General features: G+C 42.7%; 20 protein-coding genes. 4 read left to right on the top strand and 16 right to left on the bottom strand.

Annotation, left to right across the window (positions count from 1 at the left end):
• Window positions 1-1,338: transglycosylase domain-containing protein (locus AC1U9U_RS09545; protein WP_479960331.1), on the top strand; the 1,338-nt coding region annotated here is incomplete at its 5' end.
• Between the two features lie 231 nt (window positions 1,339-1,569).
• Here the strand turns inward: AC1U9U_RS09545 and AC1U9U_RS09540 are convergent.
• From AC1U9U_RS09540 to AC1U9U_RS09490, 11 genes are all read right to left on the bottom strand, one after another.
• Window positions 1,570-1,920 carry a hypothetical protein gene (locus AC1U9U_RS09540; protein WP_479960330.1) on the bottom strand — a complete coding sequence of 117 codons (351 nt, stop codon included), beginning with the start codon at window positions 1,918-1,920 and terminating at the stop codon, window positions 1,570-1,572.
• 316 nt (window positions 1,921-2,236) lie between these two features.
• A complete protein-coding gene (gene tatA / locus AC1U9U_RS09535) occupies window positions 2,237-2,461 on the bottom strand; it encodes a twin-arginine translocase TatA/TatE family subunit (protein WP_479960329.1) in 225 nt (74 codons plus the stop codon).
• 145 nt (window positions 2,462-2,606) lie between these two features.
• Window positions 2,607-4,976 (bottom strand): endonuclease MutS2, encoded by a 2,370-nt coding sequence (locus AC1U9U_RS09530; RefSeq protein WP_479960328.1) that lies wholly within the window; start codon window positions 4,974-4,976, stop codon window positions 2,607-2,609.
• A 190-nt stretch (window positions 4,977-5,166) separates the two neighbouring features.
• Window positions 5,167-7,698: a U32 family peptidase gene (locus tag AC1U9U_RS09525; RefSeq protein ID WP_479960333.1), complete on the bottom strand. Its 2,532-nt coding sequence runs from the start codon at window positions 7,696-7,698 to the stop codon at window positions 5,167-5,169.
• A 95-nt stretch (window positions 7,699-7,793) separates the two neighbouring features.
• On the bottom strand, window positions 7,794-8,708 hold the full coding sequence (locus AC1U9U_RS09520) for a metalloenzyme (RefSeq protein WP_479960327.1): 915 nt from the start codon (window positions 8,706-8,708) through the stop codon (window positions 7,794-7,796).
• A gap of 164 nt (window positions 8,709-8,872) precedes the next feature.
• Window positions 8,873-9,319 carry a PPC domain-containing DNA-binding protein gene (locus AC1U9U_RS09515; RefSeq protein WP_479960332.1) on the bottom strand — a complete coding sequence of 149 codons (447 nt, stop codon included), beginning with the start codon at window positions 9,317-9,319 and terminating at the stop codon, window positions 8,873-8,875.
• 243 nt (window positions 9,320-9,562) lie between these two features.
• On the bottom strand, window positions 9,563-10,048 hold the full coding sequence (locus tag AC1U9U_RS09510; RefSeq protein ID WP_479960326.1) for a flavodoxin: 486 nt from the start codon (window positions 10,046-10,048) through the stop codon (window positions 9,563-9,565).
• 40 nt (window positions 10,049-10,088) lie between these two features.
• On the bottom strand, window positions 10,089-10,502 hold the full coding sequence (locus tag AC1U9U_RS09505) for a hypothetical protein (RefSeq protein WP_479960325.1): 414 nt from the start codon (window positions 10,500-10,502) through the stop codon (window positions 10,089-10,091).
• 290 nt (window positions 10,503-10,792) lie between these two features.
• Window positions 10,793-11,170, bottom strand: coding sequence for a hypothetical protein (locus tag AC1U9U_RS09500; protein WP_479960324.1), 378 nt, complete (start codon window positions 11,168-11,170; stop codon window positions 10,793-10,795).
• Between the two features lie 121 nt (window positions 11,171-11,291).
• The gene (locus AC1U9U_RS09495; protein WP_479960323.1) at window positions 11,292-11,894 is read right to left on the bottom strand and encodes a hypothetical protein; all 603 of its coding nucleotides are present in this window, start codon (window positions 11,892-11,894) and stop codon (window positions 11,292-11,294) included.
• Window positions 11,895-12,075: 181 nt separating this feature from the next.
• A complete protein-coding gene (locus AC1U9U_RS09490; RefSeq protein ID WP_479960322.1) occupies window positions 12,076-12,543 on the bottom strand; it encodes a hypothetical protein in 468 nt (155 codons plus the stop codon).
• An 815-nt stretch (window positions 12,544-13,358) separates the two neighbouring features.
• Here AC1U9U_RS09490 and AC1U9U_RS09485 point away from each other — a divergent pair.
• Window positions 13,359-13,757, top strand: a complete 399-nt coding sequence (locus AC1U9U_RS09485) for a DUF3888 domain-containing protein (RefSeq protein ID WP_479960321.1) — start codon at window positions 13,359-13,361, stop codon at window positions 13,755-13,757.
• Window positions 13,758-13,888: 131 nt separating this feature from the next.
• Here AC1U9U_RS09485 and AC1U9U_RS09480 read toward each other — a convergent pair whose 3' ends face one another.
• Entirely contained in the window at window positions 13,889-14,416 is a 528-nt protein-coding gene (locus tag AC1U9U_RS09480; protein WP_479960320.1) for a hypothetical protein, read from the bottom strand.
• 414 nt (window positions 14,417-14,830) lie between these two features.
• Here AC1U9U_RS09480 and AC1U9U_RS09475 point away from each other — a divergent pair, with 414 nt between their 5' ends.
• Window positions 14,831-15,031 carry a hypothetical protein gene (locus AC1U9U_RS09475; RefSeq protein WP_479960319.1) on the top strand — a complete coding sequence of 67 codons (201 nt, stop codon included), beginning with the start codon at window positions 14,831-14,833 and terminating at the stop codon, window positions 15,029-15,031.
• 126 nt (window positions 15,032-15,157) lie between these two features.
• Window positions 15,158-15,412 (top strand): hypothetical protein, encoded by a 255-nt coding sequence (locus tag AC1U9U_RS09470; protein ID WP_479960318.1) that lies wholly within the window; start codon window positions 15,158-15,160, stop codon window positions 15,410-15,412.
• A 217-nt stretch (window positions 15,413-15,629) separates the two neighbouring features.
• Here the strand turns inward: AC1U9U_RS09470 and AC1U9U_RS09465 are convergent, their stop codons facing one another.
• From AC1U9U_RS09465 to AC1U9U_RS09450, 4 genes are all read right to left on the bottom strand, one after another.
• Window positions 15,630-16,265: a hypothetical protein gene (locus tag AC1U9U_RS09465; RefSeq protein WP_479960317.1), complete on the bottom strand. Its 636-nt coding sequence runs from the start codon at window positions 16,263-16,265 to the stop codon at window positions 15,630-15,632.
• 373 nt (window positions 16,266-16,638) lie between these two features.
• The gene (locus AC1U9U_RS09460) at window positions 16,639-17,325 is read right to left on the bottom strand and encodes a hypothetical protein (RefSeq protein WP_479960316.1); all 687 of its coding nucleotides are present in this window, start codon (window positions 17,323-17,325) and stop codon (window positions 16,639-16,641) included.
• Window positions 17,326-17,551: 226 nt separating this feature from the next.
• A complete protein-coding gene (locus AC1U9U_RS09455; RefSeq protein ID WP_479960315.1) occupies window positions 17,552-18,088 on the bottom strand; it encodes a hypothetical protein in 537 nt (178 codons plus the stop codon).
• Window positions 18,089-18,902: 814 nt separating this feature from the next.
• On the bottom strand, window positions 18,903-19,245 hold a 343-nt coding region (locus tag AC1U9U_RS09450; protein ID WP_479960314.1), incomplete at its 5' end, for a hypothetical protein.

Here is a 19,245-nt window from a genome sequence, read left to right as displayed (position 1 = left end):
CCGGTAAACTTTGACACCGAATATGCCGGTTGGCGAGGTCTCATCACCATGCGCTTTGCCGTGCAAAACTCTGTAAACGTCTACGCAGTCAAACTTATGAATCTAGTAGGGGTGGAATACAGTTGGAATTTCGGTAAAAATAGTCTAGGCCTGCCCTTAGTTGAGAGAGATAAAGTCTTAAGCTTATCTCTAGGCACTACACACGTCACTACACTAGATATGGCTTCAGCCTATGGTGTTTTCGCCAATAACGGGGTTCGCGTAACTCCTCATGCAGTGGAAAAAGTCCTTGATACTAAAGGCAAAGAAGTAATTAAGCCTCAGATTACTAAAGACCGCACCATGAAAGAAACCACTGCTTATCTTATGAACAGCCTCTTGCGAAGCGTGGTAACCAGTGGTACCGGAACCAGCGCCCAATTCGGCAACTGGGCTGTTGCCGGAAAAACAGGAACCACCTCCCTAGACCCGGATCTTTACGGTTATCGAACCGGTAACCCGGATGCCTGGTTCGCAGGCTATACACCGAAATATGTAGGTGTAGTCTGGATGGGCTATGATAAGGACGAAGATAAGAATCATTACCTCCGTCAAGTATATGGCGGCAGCTACCCTGCTAAAATCTGGAAAAACGTCATGCAAGTTGCTCATGAAGGATTGACGGTGCAGTCCGAATTCAAACAGCCTCCGGGGATTGTCAGCGGTGCCATCGATACCAAATCCGGATTAATACCCAGCAGTTTGACTCCCAATGATTTCATTCGCAATGAAATTGCCGCTCAAGGGAATTTCCCTACCCAGGTTAGTGATATCTGGGTAGAAAAAGAAATCGACAAAGATCATCCCACCTATCTGGCCGGTACCGGTACCATCAACAAAGAAAAGAAAGTGTTCCTCAATATTACGGATCGTGACCCAAAAGTACCGTGGCCCAGTGATGAATTGCCCTACAAGACACCTGAGGAAAAATATAACGAAAATCCTCCGCCCAATGAAGTGACTACGCCACCCACAGGGGACCCCGGAATTCCTATTCCGACTCTGGGAGCTATAGCCTATGACGCCGCCCAAGGCTTGGTAACCATCCCTGTTGCTTATCCGGCCGGAAGTGAAGGTCTTTCACTGAAGGTCTATGTAAAGTTCCCTCACCATGATTTTATCCAACCTTACACCCCCAGTGCCCAACCGGGTGGCTCCGACCAAATCCAGATTCCTTTAATGATGGATGGAGAACCTCCTTCGCCCGGCGAATATCGTTTCTGGGCATGCTTACAAAACCCCGGTACCGGAGCAACCAGTGATCCTTCCCCAGTAGTAGTCCTAACGATAACAGACTGAAAATAATCTACTAACTGATTAAGTATCACAATTGAATATAAACTAATAAGGTTAAGGCCGTATGAGATTCTCATACGGCCACTTTTTTAGCTATTAATCAGGAAAACCGCTAAACTTCATAAGTTAAGCGGTTTCCGTAAGGACCAGATTAGCTTCGTATTTATTTAGATATAATTAAATAAATAAGCAAATTCTTATGTTTAAAAATAGGTTCTGCCAGAATTTCTGACCTTACTTCTTCTTAATTGCTAAGACATAGATTACACCAAGAATAACAATGACTCCACCCACGACAATCCAAGGACTCATTGGCTCGTGCTCAGCAGGTGCTTCGGCAGGTTGTTCTGCCGGCTGCTCAGCCGGCTGTTGTGCTGGTTGCTCTGCAGGTTGCCCTGCCGGCTGCTCAGCTGGTGTCTCTGCTGGAGTCCCAGTTCTACCGTCCTCGTGACATGGAGTACAGGTTACTCCATCCGGACTCATATCCTGATACGCGTTTGTGTTAACAGCTGAATTAAAGAACACTCCAACGGAAAGACCCAAGAACAACGCAAACATTAATAAGAACCGACCTTTTTTACTCATCTCTACTCACCCCCCCTAGTATAATAACAGAAATCACTTGCACTAACAAGTACGTTCTCTCTCCAAATGAACAAAAACTTAATCTCTACGTAAATTATGGTTAATCGATAATTAATCCACGACTTACTAATTGCAAAATTCATGCCAACGATTTCCAGTGGAACAATTGCACTTTATTAGCCAATCGAGATATTAATTCACATAGGGATATGCACAATTGGCAAATTAGGATGATACACATCCTTATTATGCCATGTATTTGCCTAACCCCAAATGAAAGAAGAACTAGTTTTTGACTAGTTCCTCTTTTCTAAGCTTATTCGCTTTTGCTTTCTTCTTCTTTGCTCTCAGCAACTTGCTTTGGGCTTTCTTTTTTGGTTTTTTCCTCTTTTTCCGATAAATCTGTGGCATCTTTAAATTCTTTGATCCCTTTGCCCAAGCCCTTACCTAGTTCAGGAAGTTTTCCAGGCCCAAAAATAATCAAAGCAATAACCAACGCAATGATCGCAACAGTTGGAGTAACAATAGCAAATGTAGCCATATCTTCACCTCAAGTCTTAATTTCTATACAAGCATTATATACATAACCCTGTTAAAAAATCCAGAGAAACTTGAATCTTATCTTCTAATCTTTACCCTCACTACAGTTTCTCATTTTATTACCACTATAATTCTTACTTGAAAGCTTATTTTAACTCGACAACGGTAACCCCTTGGTCACCCTCCCCGTGCTGGCCTAAGCGGAAGGACTTTACATGGTGGTGACCCCGCAGAAACTCATGGATACCGCTGCGCAAAGCTCCGGTGCCTTTTCCATGAATCACATAAACTTGACCCACTCCTGTTAAGACCGCATCATCTAGATATTTATCCAATTCGTAACCGGCCTCTTCCACCATCATGCCCCGCAGATCGATTTCCGTGCGGATGACTTCCGCCTTTTTCATTCCCATTTTACCCTGTCCACCTACGGCACGAGAGGGTTTAGAAGGTTTTTCCTCATTGACTAAACGAATTTCGCTCAAGGGAACATTGAGCTTGATGATACCGGCCTGGACGAGAATTTCCCCCGCTTCGTTGGGAAGCTTGAGGACTTGTCCCTTTTGCCGAAGTTTGGTCATATAAACCATCTGACCCAGTTTGATTTCCTCGGGACTTACTCCCTCTGTAGCTCTAGCGGGTCGATCCTGAACTCCCACTTTATTGGTTAATTTTCGAATTCCTTGACGGGCCCGCTCGATGGCCTGTTGATCTTTGTGCTCTACTTTTAAGGCTTGTTTCAGCTCATCAATAAGCAACTCCGCTTCCTGTCTTGCTTCCCGAACAATCTCCGTAGCCTGATCCCTAGCTTTTGCCATTAGCTCTTGGTATTCGTCCTCCAGTCTTTGAGATTTTTCCTTAAGACCAAGACTTTCCCGCTCAATAGCTTGCCGCTCCTCACGGGCCCGACGTTTTTCCAGATCAATCTCCCGTTGGGTATCTTCTAGGTTTTCGATCAGATCTGCTACCTGCATTTCCCGTTCGGTGACAAAGGTACGAGCCCGCCCCAGTACAACTTCCGGCAATCCCAACCGTCCGGCGATGTAGAAGGCATTGCTCTTACCTGGAATTCCAATCAATAAGCGATAGGTGGGTCTTAGTGTCTCCGAATCGAATTCCACGGAGGCATTTTCCACTCGGGGCGTGTTGTAAGCAAAATTCTTTAAAGCACCATAGTGAGTGGTGGCGACAATTCTCGCCCCTCGCTCATGAAGCTCGGCGATTATAGCCATAGCCAAAGCCGAACCCTCTGTGGGGTCAGTTCCTGCTCCGACTTCATCAAGCAGGATTAATGAACGGCGGTCAGATTTTTGGACAATCTCCACGATATTTTTCATATGGCCGCTAAAAGTACTTAAGGACTGCTCCACACTTTGTTCATCCCCGATGTCGGCAAAAATCTGAGTAAAGACCCCCACCCGCGAGTCGGACTCGGCAGGGATATGCAAACCGCACTGGGCCATGGCCGCCAGGAGACCAATGGTTTTTAAGGCCACGGTTTTTCCGCCGGTATTCGGACCGGTGACCACTACCGTATCGAAGCGATTCCCCAGCTCGATGGTCAAAGGGACCACCTTCCCCGTCAGTAGGGGATGCCTGGCCTGGACAAGGCTGATTTCTTGCTTCTCACTGAGAATCGGGGCTCCGGCATTCATTTCCTCGCTAAGCCGGGCTTTAGCCAAAATAAAATCCACCCGAGCCAGAGCCTCATGGGCATCGGCAATTGCCTCTGCCTCCCCTTCCACCCGGGAGGAAAGAAGCAAAAGAATCCTCTGCACTTCCCGCTGTTCCTTAAGAACCACTTCCCGCAGTTCATTACCTAGGTTCACGACGGTCATGGGTTCAATATAAAGGGTCGCTCCGCTGGCTGATTGATCATGGACGATACCCGGAAAAGCTTGGCGATATTCTTGTTTTACCGGGACTACATAACGGTCCGACCGCTGGGTAATGATCGGGTCCTGAAGAACTTTCTGATAGGCGGGATTGCGAATAATCCCGTCTAAGGTTTCTCTAATCCTAGCTTGCAGTCGGGAAATCCCTCGCCGTAAATCACCTAGAGTGGGGGAAGCTTGATCCGCTATTGTTCCATCTTCCGTGACGCAGCGGGTGATTTCCTCCTCAATCCCTTTGGGAAGGATAACCCGCTCCATAATTCCTTTCAGGTGGGGGGAGTTTCCTTTGCCCTCAAGCAGGCTTTGTTTAATGATACGTGCTGCTCTTAAGGTATCCCGGATATGCAAGAGCTCATCAGGGGTTAAGGTCCCTCCCCTTAAGCACCGTTCCAAAAAAGGCCGAATCTCTTTCGCTCCCCGTACGGAAAAAAGCGGATTAATCCTTAAGATTTCCTTGCCCTCACCTGTTTCCTCTAAGGCCACCCGCACTAGATCAAGGTGAGCATAGGGCTGCAAATCCTCCGCCAATTCCCGAGCCCGCGGCAGCATACATTGATTCGCCAGTCGTTCCAGAATCTTATCAAAATCGAGTTTTCGACTAACGCGTTCCCCGAGTACCATCTTCTGTGTTTTCCTCCCTTTGAAACAGGGGGACAGGTCCCTTGTTTCATCTTATCCAAACTTTTTTCACATAACCTTCACACATTCTTGCATTGCCGGAGAAAACGCCAAACTCACCTTGTCATACTGAGCGGCGGCGAAGTATCTTTCCTCTCCTAAGTACTTTCAGCGAAGATCCTTCTGTCCTTCCTCATAGCACCCCACGGAAAAAATGCCCCTTAGTAAATCCATCAGGAAAGCGTTCCTCCAGATAAGCATTGGCTTTTTCTGCCTGATCCTCTGAGATGCGTTCCCCTTCCAAAGCCCGCTCCCAGCCTTCGAGAAAGACCCGTACTGTATCACGAATCTGAACCGGAGTCGCCCGATCCAATTGCAAACGAACCCGCCGAATTCCCATTTTCGCAAGGGCCCCTAATTCTTTATAAAGGTTTAAACGCTTTACGTTATATAGATGCATTCGGCAATCCAAATCTGTCTCAATGGGAAAATCGTATTTTAAACGATCCCTGAGATAATGAGGCTCCTTAACACAGGGCACACTGCATTTTGTCCCTTTTTTGCCTCCTAAAGTGGCTCCCACCGGACAATACTCACTGACCATCATCTCCAGATCCCCAAAAACAAACACTTCCGTCTTAGGCCAACGGGCTAATGCCTGGATCTGGCTGTTCTCTAACTCCGTTGATAAAGTCACCCCTTGGGCCCCAAGACGAAGAAGGTGGGCCACCCCGGCCTCATTAAACACATTGACAGAAAAATCCGCCACAAATGGCCAATCCGGATCGATAGCCTTGATCATCTCCAACTCGCCCAAGTTAGAGACCATTACGACAGGACGGTTCTCCCAATCCCTTATTTTTAGCAAAACCTCATACCACCAAGCACTCTGCTCTTCGTTGAGAATCCGGGGCAGGCGTAAAAGAGAGTCAGCCCCCTGCTCCTTACAGAGTTTAACTCCGACCTCCAGGTCATCCAAGCTCATGCCCTTGCGGGAACGCCAACGCTCCCCACCCATGGCAATCCGCTTAGCCCCAGCTTTTAAAGCCGCTTTCACACCTTCGAGATCGCTGACAGCTACCGTCAATCTCTTCGCCGCCGATTCCTTTTCTATGCTAATCAGCTTTTCCTGTTCGGATTTTAGCCGGCTTTTCCATTCCTTGAGTCGTGTCTTATATACTGCTTTAGTGACCAGTTCCTCACGAGACCTTTGCAGCAATCCTTCCACTGCCAATCGTCTCATTTCATTGAGCTCACTGACCGGCAGCATCAACCCTTCCTCGACCTCAAGATCCAACTTCTCCAGCCAAAAGGGCGTATTCCCTAAGCGGCCCAGCTGCTGAAAAGCATACTCCGCGGTCAAAGGACGTTTTAAAGCCTGCTGAGCAGGGGTTGCCGAAGTTACTTTTACCTGCCGGTCCCGGTCCCAAGCCTCCAAAACCAACGGTTCACCGATGGAACCGGCTAAACGCATTTTGAGAGGACGCTTTCTTTGTTCCTTTCCCTCCTGATAACTGATTCGAGCTTTCTCCATGAGGAGTTCATCATGGGTTTTAAAAACACGGTCCCCTGGATGGGACTTACCCGCAAAATCAATCTGCACTATATCCCCGGGTTTGCCTTCCCCAATTTCCCGCTTACCCTGCCAGACCCTATCGACCGTGATCCCCTCTCGGCCCCGGCTTGTCCAAACTTCGATGCCATCCCCCGGTCGGAGATAAGCCTCCAGCTTAATCTCCAATTGGTTCCCTTGATTCTTGGTGATCCGACCCAAACGTATTCCCCGGTTATTAGGGCGGGCATAACTCATCAGCTCCGCCCCCGGATGACTGTGGAAATAGGCCTGAGAAAAGTCCCGGTTGAAAATCTGCAGAAGCTCTGTTTTTTCTTCTTCGGTTACTCCCGAACCCTCGCTTTCGTCAGCAAGCACATGGTCAAGGGCACGCCGATAAACCCGGATAACTGTAGCCACGTACTCCGGTCTTTTCATCCGTCCTTCGACTTTTAATGAATAGACCCCGCACTCTCTTAAGTTGCGGATCTCTTCCACAAAGTTTAAGTCCCGGGGGCTGAGAAGGTGATTGCCGGGATTGGCATCTGCCAGCAAATCCCGCTTCTCCTCGTTCATTAATTGATAGGTCAAGCGGCAGGGTTGAGCACATCGGCCCCGGTTGCCGCTCCGCCCCCCAATATAACTGGACATTAGGCATTGCCCGGAGTAGCAAATACACAAAGCCCCATGAACAAAGACTTCAATATCCAAGGCCGTGTTGGCTGAAATCTTTTTCATCTGTTCCGCCGTAACCTCCCGAGCAAAAACCACCCGTTGAAAGCCTAGTTTTTCCGCATGGCGAACACCCCAGGTAGTATTAATGGTCGTCTGGGTACTGGCATGACGCTCCATCTCCGGCAAAACGCTTTGGATTAATTCCGCTACTCCTATATCTTGAAGAATCAGGGCATCAACCCCGATCTCGTATAAACTGTAGATATAATCAAAAAGCTCGGGGAACTCCTGATCGGCTATAAGAATGTTCACCGTCACATAGACCTGTGTTTCCCGCTCATGGGCATATTGCACAACCCGCTTCAGCTCATCCATGCCAAAATTAGCTGCACCGGCCCGAGCATTAAAGCCCTTGCCTCCTAGATAAACCGCATCAGCCCCATTCTCCACAGCCGCCTTGAAGGCCTCAAAGCTTCCCGCCGGAGCGAGCAGTTCCATAAGAGCTTGACTTGGGCGAGGTGACCTTTTTACTATTGGTATATTATCAGTACTTGTATCTATAACCTTCGACATGTTGTTCCCTCGATTCTATATTAAAGGCTAGAGCCCCCAAGTATCATCTTCACAATCCCTGGTGTCACATCCTCCAGCCGCTCCCACTTAGGCCAATCGACCTGTCTTTGGGACCAAGCTAAAGCCGGGACCGGATTCTGAGTATGGCCCTTTATGGAAAAATCCTCAATATTCCCATGATCACTGGTTAGCAACCAAGCCACGTTTTCGTTGCGAACAATAGACATAAAACCACCGATAAACTCATCGATTTGTTCTACTAAGGCTACCGCCTTTTCCCAATCCTGTTTATGTCCTCGTACATCCGTCTGAAAAAATTCATAAAGGGTAAAATCATGCTCTAATGCTATTTTACCTAGATTTTGCCCCGCTTCAAAGGGAGAAATCAATGGAATGTCATCTCTTCCCTCTAATTCCCGCAAAATCTCGTTGGTCATATCCTGGTAGACCCCTTTACCCGCCAACAGATCAGTTACTTGACGCAGACGTACCCCGCCTGCCAGGGCAGATAAAGTAGAGGCCGTATGCCTTCTTTTACCTGAGGCTATCAGCTCTTCGTAGAAATGAGTGAAGGTGTTGGCGAAAGTCACCTTCTTACCCCGCTCCGCCAATTGCTTAAATATTGAGTTATCCGCAATAATGGAGGCCAATTTTTCATTAGGATAAGCATTTAAATGGAACCCTAGTGCCTTAGCCCCGTTGATACCAGTCCATAAAGTAGTCTGTCCTGTAGCACTTTGGGGAATTCCCGGCACATCTAAGGAAGCATCTAAAGGTGTAAGAAAAACCTGCTCCGTCTTAATCCGACCCTCCTGACCCCAAAGAGAGTGCCCCCCCAAAAGCTCATCTATATAAGGAGTATTTGCAGCCACAATGGGATTGTCCCGCTCGCTGCCCAAGCCAAACCCATCCAGAAAAATCATTACAAAATGCATCGATTCACCCCTCAACTCTATCGCCTTTTTAGTTTATCCAAAAACCTACTAAAAAGCAAAAGCCGGGACGTGTTAACCTCCCGGCTTTTCCCTTAAAGGCAAATCACTTTGATTGCTGATCTACCCGGCAAAATGAACCAACCATTTCCGTTCAAAGCCACTTCTCACTCTACTTCCAATACTTCAAAACCTGTTTTCGGGTCAATTTCCCTTTTTGCTGTTGTGTTCAGGAGCTCAAAAATTATTACTTCTCCGACATACCATACTTTAACCCCTTCCCGTGTGCAACCAGTAATTGTCTCGTGTTTTCGGCCAAATGCAGCGTGCAGATGTAACTTCGGAATGCCCACTTCATTTAAAAATAAAGTCCCCATTCCCACTGCCTCGCTCGTTCCTAATAAATCAGTAACTATTGGGCTGGGGTTGGATATCGTTCCATCTTCCGGGCCAACTACGACTTTACTATTTTTATCGGCTCCACCAAGAAAGTGAACAATTGCCGATTTAATCTGCCGGGCCGAAGCAAACTCCTCAATTGTTTTGGGAATCATATCTCCTTGTTCTAACCTTATAATGAAAATCCGCCCTAGCTGCGCCTCTGAATATTTCATATAGTTCAATTTCCCTTCTTCTGCTATCGCATTTCTTTATAACTTTGCAGGACTTCTCAGTTGTCTGACATTTCCTGCTCCATGAAGACAGATCATTAACGGACGAGACCTCTAAGCAATTTCATTTTCACATCTTGTTCAACAAATTATCACTCTGTTTTTTAAGTTGGTTATTGATACTACTGACTACGACAACGCCCTTCCCCACCTGACGACCCAGACAAATCTAATTCTTTGTTGAGGTTAGCCTCGTAATTGCTTAGCCTTTTCAATTGTCTTAAGCCAATTTGTAACTTCTTCCGATGAAACAGTACCGTTTACAGCTATACCAGGTAGAATTATGGATTTTGAACACTCTTTTGCTATATCATTTTCAATTTGGCCAAATCCACCGCCTCCATGGGTACAAAAGGGGATTATTGTTTTGCCAGTAAAATCATGCTGTCTAAGGAAACTCATAACTGGCGGAGCTAATGTTTTAAACCAGTTGGGTGAACCTATAAATATTGTACGATAATCATCGATTGGCTCATTCCCGGATATTAGCTTAGGACAAAATCCTCGAGAAATTTGATTTCTTACTTCTTTAGCGGCAGTATTATAGTCAAAGGAATAATTCTTATCAGGAATCAATTCTCTTAACGCACCACCGGTCTGTGCTGCTATTTCCAATGCTAAATTCTCTGTGAATCTGAATAGCGAATAATAAGCAATCAGTGTATTGTTCATGTACGTTACTTCCTTATGTAAATTCTATGTTGTCCGATGATTAATAAACATCATAATATTTTTCCAGTTTGTCCAAACTACTAAAATATTGTTCATCTGAAAAATAGCCACTTTTCTTTAATTCATCTAACAGTTTCTTATACTTTTGAAACTGCTCATTGCTTTCGTTTTTATTAGCTTTCTTCTTATTCATTTCGATAATTTCTTCAAGTTGTGTATTACTCAACACTTCTATGTCTCTTAGCTTTATCAAATCTAATTCACCTGTCGTCACGAATGCTTTATCCTCTTCGTTAAACTTTGACCTCTTATATACCAGTTCTAACGTAAAGAGACCAGGGCTTAAAACTCCTATAACTCCGAATAAATATGCATAAATTTCTGCCCCACCAATCATTCCTCCAATGTTCAAGCCTATAAACCCTATTATTAGCGATAGTATTATTAAAATCATAACTAGCCCCCTCTTCAATAATCTATTAGTCGGAATAGAACAAAACTAGTATACAAATTCACCGTTAAAATCCGCGCCAGGACGACGCGGTCTTTGCACTATATGTCGTAGAACGTTTCAAGGAGTCCCGCAGCGTCCCAACCACATGCATCTTCCTCTAGTTGCGGGACTCCTCAGTTATATGACGTTTCCTTCCCCACAAAGCCAGTGCGCCTTGGACGGCGCGCCACCGAACAAATATTAGTTAAATTTCCTTATATTAAATGATGTGTAATAAAGTCTTAACACGTTTACTGCAATATCCATCCCTCTTTTATATTGTACTCCCTGCGATTACTTGAAACGTCTTTTAACCACTCATCTATTTCATCTATATAAAAATATTGTTTATTATTTATTGAAAAGTATGGGAACATTTTTCCATAAAAACTTCCTGTTTTCTCCAACTTATTCTTTTCCATTTGAATTATTCCCCTAATTTCTTCTTCTGACATATTCAAGTACTTAGCCACTTGTGGCAAATCTAAAATTTTAATACCTGCAGAAGCAGTGCTTGGATCTTGTCTACTAACAGATTTTATAGAATTCCCGATAATATAACTGCTAATGATAATTGAAATTCCAATAAATAAAACCAAACTCCCTACCCATAAATCCTTCTTCGACATGTATTTTCTACTCTCACTTTCTAAAATCAATTCGTTACGCAAAATAAAATAGATGCGTCATATGTTAGGGGGCAAAGTTCATTCGCTATAATCCCGCCATGGACGGCGACCCCTTAAGACATTAGGTTTTTAAGTTCACATCTGCAAATTCCATGTTTTCTGCATTGCCTATTTCGTTAAGATCACTTTGCAGTTGACCATCGGCATTGTAAAGCTCAATGGATTCCAGATCTGATTGAGTCGATGAATAAACAATATATCCCTTTTCCACATTCTCTCTTATGGTTTCTCCATTTTTGAACTTGACTATTATGTATTGAATATCCACAGGTTTCTTTGTATCCGACTTCATATCCCATTTCGAATTATTAAAATTTCCGTATACAATTGTCCTATATTCGGAATCCACCTTATTTGCACTAAAACACATACTTATAGGAGTTAGTCCCTGTGCCCTCTTCTCTAAGACGTTGTCCTTATTGATAAGAAATAATTCTGTATAGGAATGTCCATCGCCAGAGTATTTCTCGGCTAAAACCAGCATCTTATCATCCACTGGTTTTTGAGCTAGGATCTTTAATTCTCCCTTGTTTGAAGGTTCAAACTTCTTATAATATAAGCCAACCATCTCACTTATTGATTGATTCGTAGACTGAGAACAACCTCCTAGGATGAGCAAGCTGATGAGAGTGACCACAGTCCCATGGATAAATTTTCTACTCATTCATTTAAACTCCTTTAAAACAGCACACCTATTTCGTCCCGCGCCATGGACGGCGCGGCCCCTCGGCACCTTTCGGATAACGTTCTGGGTGTTCCCGCAGCGTCCCAAACACATGCATATTGACGAAATTACGGGAAAATCTTGTTATTTAAAGTCAGCCGGCTTCGAAGGCCATCTAATCTTAGGTTATATCGGAACTCACCTTAGTTAAGGAAGAAATTAAAACATATCCAAAAACAATTCCACTTAAAGTAGTTACTCTATTATCCATAATCATAATTTGATAGAACGGATTAATACTTATAAAGAATCCAACTTTATCAGCTGCAAAAAACGCAACTATTGAATTAATAAGCATGCTCAAGTCTAATAAGAGGGTTGGTATACCAATAACCAACAATGTCATCCAATCAATCGCCCACTTCCCCTGTTGTCGAAACTTTTGTACAAAAGCTGGCATTCCTAAAAGTACTCCAAACAGTATCGGGTATATTGCTAAAAATACGAGATATCGAAAATTATCAGTAGTACTGAATGTTTCCTTAAAAGTGAACTTTAGTTTTATTCCATACTTGGTGCCCCAATAGATAAATAGCATGACTACGATTAAATAAAATAAGTATTGAGCAAATCGTTTTCCTTTGAACATCCTTACCCCGCCTTTCTTCTCTCTAATCGATTCATATGCAAATCAATTAAATTTAAAGCCAGAAGGCCATTGAGCTATTTATGTCTGACCCAACCCATCCATCACAACGATACAAAAAAATCCAAGGGACAGATAACTTCTATGAGATCAGTGTCACTATGTCGATACGTTGAATAATCTGGTCTAAAATGAGCCACTATTCCGGACTGTGAGAGCCACGTCTCCGGGGTTAGAGAGCCACTCTTCCAGAAGGAGTATTATCTGTAGTAGATTTGACATGGGACCCCACATCGGATGCTTCAATGGGTCGAGGGGTATGGCTCCTATGATGCATTCCTCTTGGGTAAGCCCCACCCCTATGCTTTAGGGTAGCATCCTCGCCCCCATGTCAAGTCTTGCTCTGGGGTCAACGAAAAACCTATGGCTCAGTACACCGGAATGATGGCTCAATTTTCCCGGAGACGTGGCTCAGGGCTCTCCGGAATAGCGGCTCTCATGAACCGTAATATTCAATACGTATTATCATTGAAGTAACTTCAGAAGCGAGTGATCAAATCAACACGCTATATACCATTGGAACTCACGATGATGTATTTCCAGCAAAGTAGCCCTAATCGGCTACTGTTTTTGTTCCACCGACTTTCAGATAACGCCCTCTGAATTCCCGACGCACCCCAACCAGCTTGCATCTCCTCCAAGTGTAGGGAATTCGCTGTTCTATGAAGCAGCGGCAAAGGCTACCTAAATATATAATTAACTTTCCCCTTCTATTACACAGGATATTAGAATAAAGCACTACTGAAGGGGGATTTGATATGAAAACCAAAACGAAAATGGTTATAATCACTGCAATTGTATGTATGTCAGTAGTAGCCTTTGCATCCCTACAACTGATTCAACCGTCTTTACTACAGACCGACAGGAATAACCTCACTAATGAGCAGGAACTAATTCAACATTCATTAATGAAAATGCTTTATCCATACATACAAGAAGCAATTACAAGTTACTATGGTTATAGTAAACAATTTATGGATGATGAAATTCTCGATATTTCGATGTACGGACCCTACGATATTAAAGTTAAGATCCGGGTAACTACATTTGAAGGCCCTCATAATCCTCCCTACGGAACTGAAGAGATTACTCTCGTTTTAAGTGACAAAGTAGAAATTTTAGAGTTCGCTCATAAAGACGAAATACTCCCAAGATGAAGTCCTCAACCAAATTGTATTAAGACCAAGCAGTTTCGTATAATGTCCCGAAGAGTCCCGCAGCGTCCCAACCACATTCATCATCCTCTAAGTGTCGAGAATTCGCTGTTATGTGACGCGTACGGCTATTCCTACTCGAAATACACATTCCTTTTAACTGTTTTCTGGTTTCCTTCTATCTTAAAGGAATTCTCACCGGTCTTTATCATATCGACATTATCCTTACGATATTGCGAATATACCGTTTTCACCAATTTAATTCCGGGAATTATATCCTTCTCTTGTCTTACTTGAATCCCAAAACTGGTTGTCGCACCACCGTTTGTTCTATATGCAACAATATCAGAATGATTCAAGTTTATACTCTTGATTGGCTCAAAAGCTTTTGCTGAAAAGGGTACAATCACAATTGGTATCAATATTCCAAATAAACATGGGATTATCCATATGAGTGTATTTAAAATTTTTCCAACCACACTTTTAAAGAAAAACCCTTGGATCATCAGACCGACTGGTATTAGTAAAATAATAATCATAAATGCGTTATTTAACAGTCGGCTATCAAACCGAATTACTGGGTGAAAATAGTTAATTATTGCGAGTATGTAGAGCATTATTAAAGAAATATATTGAAAGCCCTTATGTTGAGATATTCTCAATGTACTCTCACCTCCTCCCGTATAACCTAATAGCATTGCTCAGTGTCAAATAACGTTTTCAAGAGAGTGTAGTTAAACCTGACAGTTACATTATAAAGATGGATGAAAATAGCTTTAATTACTTAGTAAGTAACTTGAATTAATATATGGAAGAAATGACTAGGTCCTCTAATTAGGGGGCCTTTTATCGTTCATAATCCTCACACACCATAGGCACAAAATGAATGCATATACAAGTAAGACAGAAAACAATGCTTGGGTATGGACATTTCGCCTAACGTTCTGGGGAGTGTCAAGCTGTTAAGCATACTAAAATCACCGCTCTTAATTATACCATATGATTCCATTTTGTGCCTTCTAATTGGCAAATCATGGGCATACTACTTATTGAATGAATGGTTAGAAGGTGATAAGATGGACAATGAAAAGAATCATTTTGAAAACAAGGAGGGGGAAAATATGAGTGCCGTTGCAAAAGAACAAGGCTATAAGAAATTATCCCTAACCCCTGAAAAGTTAAAAAAGGCTACTGTACAACCAATTGCCATTAAGAATGGAAAGTTGTTGTTTGACAGAAACAATAACGATCATCGTTACATTGTTGAAGGAGAATAATGTAATCGACAATGTATGACTTTAGTATAGGTGAGATTTACTGGATCGAAGTTGGATATAAGGATTCTCCTGTAAGAATCAAGGATCAGACCTGCCATTATAATTAGTGAAGAGGATGGGATTCTATTGATTTTGGTGGCTACAACGTCAGTGCCACCACATGATCCTCCGAAATATTATGACCAATTCAAAATCCCAATTCACAATTGGCGTAAAGCTGGATTGTTAAAACCTTCTTGGGTGCAAGGTTTTAAGCTAATTCCTTTAATGAAAGCAGACTTAAGTAAGTTAGTAAAAAGAGATGGTTTCATAGGAAGAATGCCAGAATTGGATTTTAATTTTTTATTAACTGAAGTAGAACGGATTCAAAATAATCGCTAGACCTCTGTACGGGGTCTATTTCTTTTATGGACATTTCGCCTAACGTTCTGGGCGTTCCCGTCGCGTCCCAACCACATTCATCATCCTCTAGTGATGAGAACGCCTTGTTATACGACGTATCGTGCCCCGTGACTCAGACAGCGCCACGGACAGCGCTGTCTAAAGTATGTTGCCGCCTCAAATTGGATGCACTATTACCGACACAAAAAAGTTTCCTTTAGTAACTCTTCTCAAATATTTTTATAATAGACAAATACTGATAGCCATCGGCAGTAAAGCGAATGGTATAAATTTTGGTGTAGAAAACAGTTTTATACTGATCATCGTAATAATCAACCGTTAGCTTCAATATATCATTATTTAGCTGTTCTTTCTTAACTAATGTAGCAAATCGACCTCCGCCGAATCCCGATAAGCCACCAATGACAATCTCATTCGTTTGCTCCTGATATCCATCAATTTGAACAGGATCAAAATCACAGCCATCGAAGTAACGGTTTAAAATCTCTTTAATATCAGCCACTGGTACATGGTAATTATTATCAGCTTTGATGTACCATTTACTTTGATAATCTGATCCATAACTGTTAGTTATATAACAGAAAAAAGTAAACAGAGTTTGGGAAGGTATAGTTTTTGCGTCAGTAAATAATAGATCATCGCCAAGACAAAGGTCTAGAGTGCTACAGTACTCATTTACAATCTCATCGTCGGGTAAATCCAATGCCTGTTCTAATCCTTTATTCCCTGCCGCGGCTGGGGAAACACTCACGCTGGGCAAACTTTTATTATTGCAGCCTGACAACAAGCCTGCAATAACCAATAATATTAAGACATAAAAAAATTTTTTCATTTTCTCCCCCTATATAATATTTTGAAAACTAAACCTTAATGAATTTCCAATTCTGTTCATTATCGTTAACTTGATGTCGAAAGTGAATATAGCTCCTTCATCGGAGACAAAGACGGAGACCTTTCACGTTTGATTAGCCGATATCTTTTTGTTCTCCTGTCATATTCCATTATTAGTTTAGAAAAGTAGAAACCCCTCCGTATTAACCTTACGATAGAAATACGATGATTATTCGTCCGCGCCAGGACGGCGCGACCTTTGCACGATATGTCGTATAACGTTTAGGAATTCCCGCAGCGTCCCAACCACATTCATCATCCTCTAAGTTGCGGGACTCCTCTGTTATATGCCGTAGTCCGGCATCGAAGGCTAATCAAAAGTTATTACCAACCTTCCTACTCTCATCATCGGTAAATAAAATTAGATTAGGGCCAGTCATCGAACCATGCTCTAAAGTCCCTTTCTTAGATGGAATTGTAGAAAAGGTTGAAATCGTTCGTCTTTCACCAGGAGGCAATGTGACAACTCCAGATTTATCTGAGATATCTCCTCCCGCCAAAATCAAATCGTTTGAAAACCATTCCTGTTGGACATAACCATCGGAAGGAATCTTTATGCCAACTTCTAAAGAGTCTTTCCCATAATTAGTTAGAACAATAATTCCAGTTACATTTAAACTTTTATTATCTGCAGAACTTCTTATATCGAAATGGCTTTTCTTATATTCATATTCAATTACACCAAGACCGCTATGCATTTTGAAATAAACAGGTTTAACTATTGATACAATTATTGGAGATAGCACTACTAGGAAAAGGATTAAGACACCTATTCTTCGAGGAGGCACCTCTGTTTTTGCAATAATACCCCCAGATATAAGTAGAATTACTGTGAGAATGATAGGGTAATGAAAGCCAAACTGTCCATTCGACCATGGAGATATTCCAAGACTCCAAAACATCTCATCCCCGAAAGAAAAGCCTGATTGAGTAGAAGTGCCTATCATAAATGCCAAAATAATTAATGTTACCGAAATTACTCCTCTCTTCGAAATCCTCATGATCTCCCCCCCAAAAGCCAGTAATATTCTTCTATATAATGATATTCTTCAAAGAGAGCCCAGATATGGACTATGTCATATAACGTTTCCTGCCCCGCGGAGCCAGAGCGCCATGGACGTCGCTCCCCCAGGTAGTTCCTATTTTTGCACATTATAAGAATAATACAACCTAGTTATTGAGGTTTTAAACCCATATCATAAAAAAATTACTTTTATGGGGTGCAATTTAGTCAAAAAGCATACTGGCCTCAACTGGCTGGGGATCAAAAACTAGGAGATCCCCCATGTTGAAATTGAGTTCGACAGGTTCGTGTTCTTTATTTTGATAATATAATGTAATTTCCAAAGCCCCTAATTTATTTCTAAATTCCTCATCTGTTAGATTTCGGGTATAGACGACAGATTCAATCACGTATTGAGCAAAATTCTCGTTAGGATTGTCCTGGGATAAGCCACTGGAAAACCATAAAACATCCTCTGTTAAAAGATCTTGCAAGTCCCGTATAGAGGGAAAGGTAATTTTTCGCTGTTCCAAACCTTCCACATTTAAAGTAATCACGAGTTTCCTAAAATCGTCAATTGTTGGATTCTTAATTTCACTGGTTCCAACATAAGAATATTCCTGTTCCATTAAAGGACTGACGGAAACCTTTGGAGTTATGACAGTTTTAGATTGACTAGAATGCGCAAACGAGATGAAAAAAAGTAGCATGGTTAGGCATAAGACAAGGACTAATCGAAACAACTTCGGCGTGAAAGACAAAACTTTTCCCTCCTTCATAAGTCACATTAAGACCAGCCTTAGAGTTACTCTCGTCTAAATCCCGCCGTGGACGGCGGGCGGTTCTGCAGGAAATGTCATATAACGTTTCGCGTATTGCCGACGCGCCCCAACCACATCCATCTTTTCTAAGTGTCGGCAATACGCTGTTAAGTGAAGTGGTGCGACCCGAACAATTCATGATATATTAACAGATTTGTAGCTCCCAGTTAACTAAGACTATTTGTATCCATTTCAACTTCGACCTAGATCCATGCTTAGCCCTGGTGCACGGTTAACTCTCTTCCTTATTTAAACATTACTCCTTACTATCGACTGAGTCTCTCAATCAACTATTCAGAGCACATATCCGTGCCTAACCCCAGCGCACGGCCTAACTCTCTTCCTTCTGTTTTCAAGATCTGAATAAACCCACCTTTGATTCATCTGACCATTTCTCAGTCATAATTTCACTTCAGTAATGTGAGGTTGAATATTCTGAACTAAATACTTCTATGAATACACTTAATCTTCCTCTAATTTTAACATTTCCTATACGATAGCCCCTTCGAATCAACTAAATCAGGCAAGGACTCAAATTGCTTCAACGTTATCTCGTCCTTATTTTATAGTTAATCGTCCTGAGCAACTCCGATATGACCATTTCACTTAACGTTTCGAGGAGTCCCGCAGCGTCCTAACCACATGCATCATCCTCTAGTTGCGGGACTCCTCTGTTATCCGATGCCGTACGCCCCCAATTTCAGAGGCCGCCAAGGACGGTCCCTTGGGCCTCCGTATTGAATAATACTGAATTCTATTTGCTAATTTGCTTGTTCATGAAAAAATTCAAACTGAAATAGGTTTCAGCTACATTATCTGCTGGCACCAGAAAATTGGATTGGGCATCTTTATAACCGGAATATTCAGTTTTACTGATAAAGGTGATACCGGCCTCATCAAAATTGAAATCCTTAAAGGTGTTATTTGCAATTTGTTCTGCTATTAGACTTGGAATTCTTGAAAATAACCCTATTTCATTTTGTGCGCTAGCAAAAGCAAGGGAAGACAGAAGCATTTGAGTATCATACGAACTAAGCCAGCCTTCTTTATTCTTTATTTCGACTGCAAATGAAACGCCTGTCACATATCCGTTTTCT

This window comes from Desulfitobacterium sp. (genome assembly GCF_982384815.1).
Note: the sequence above shows the minus strand (reverse complement) of the source record. Positions and strands in the feature narration are given on the sequence as shown.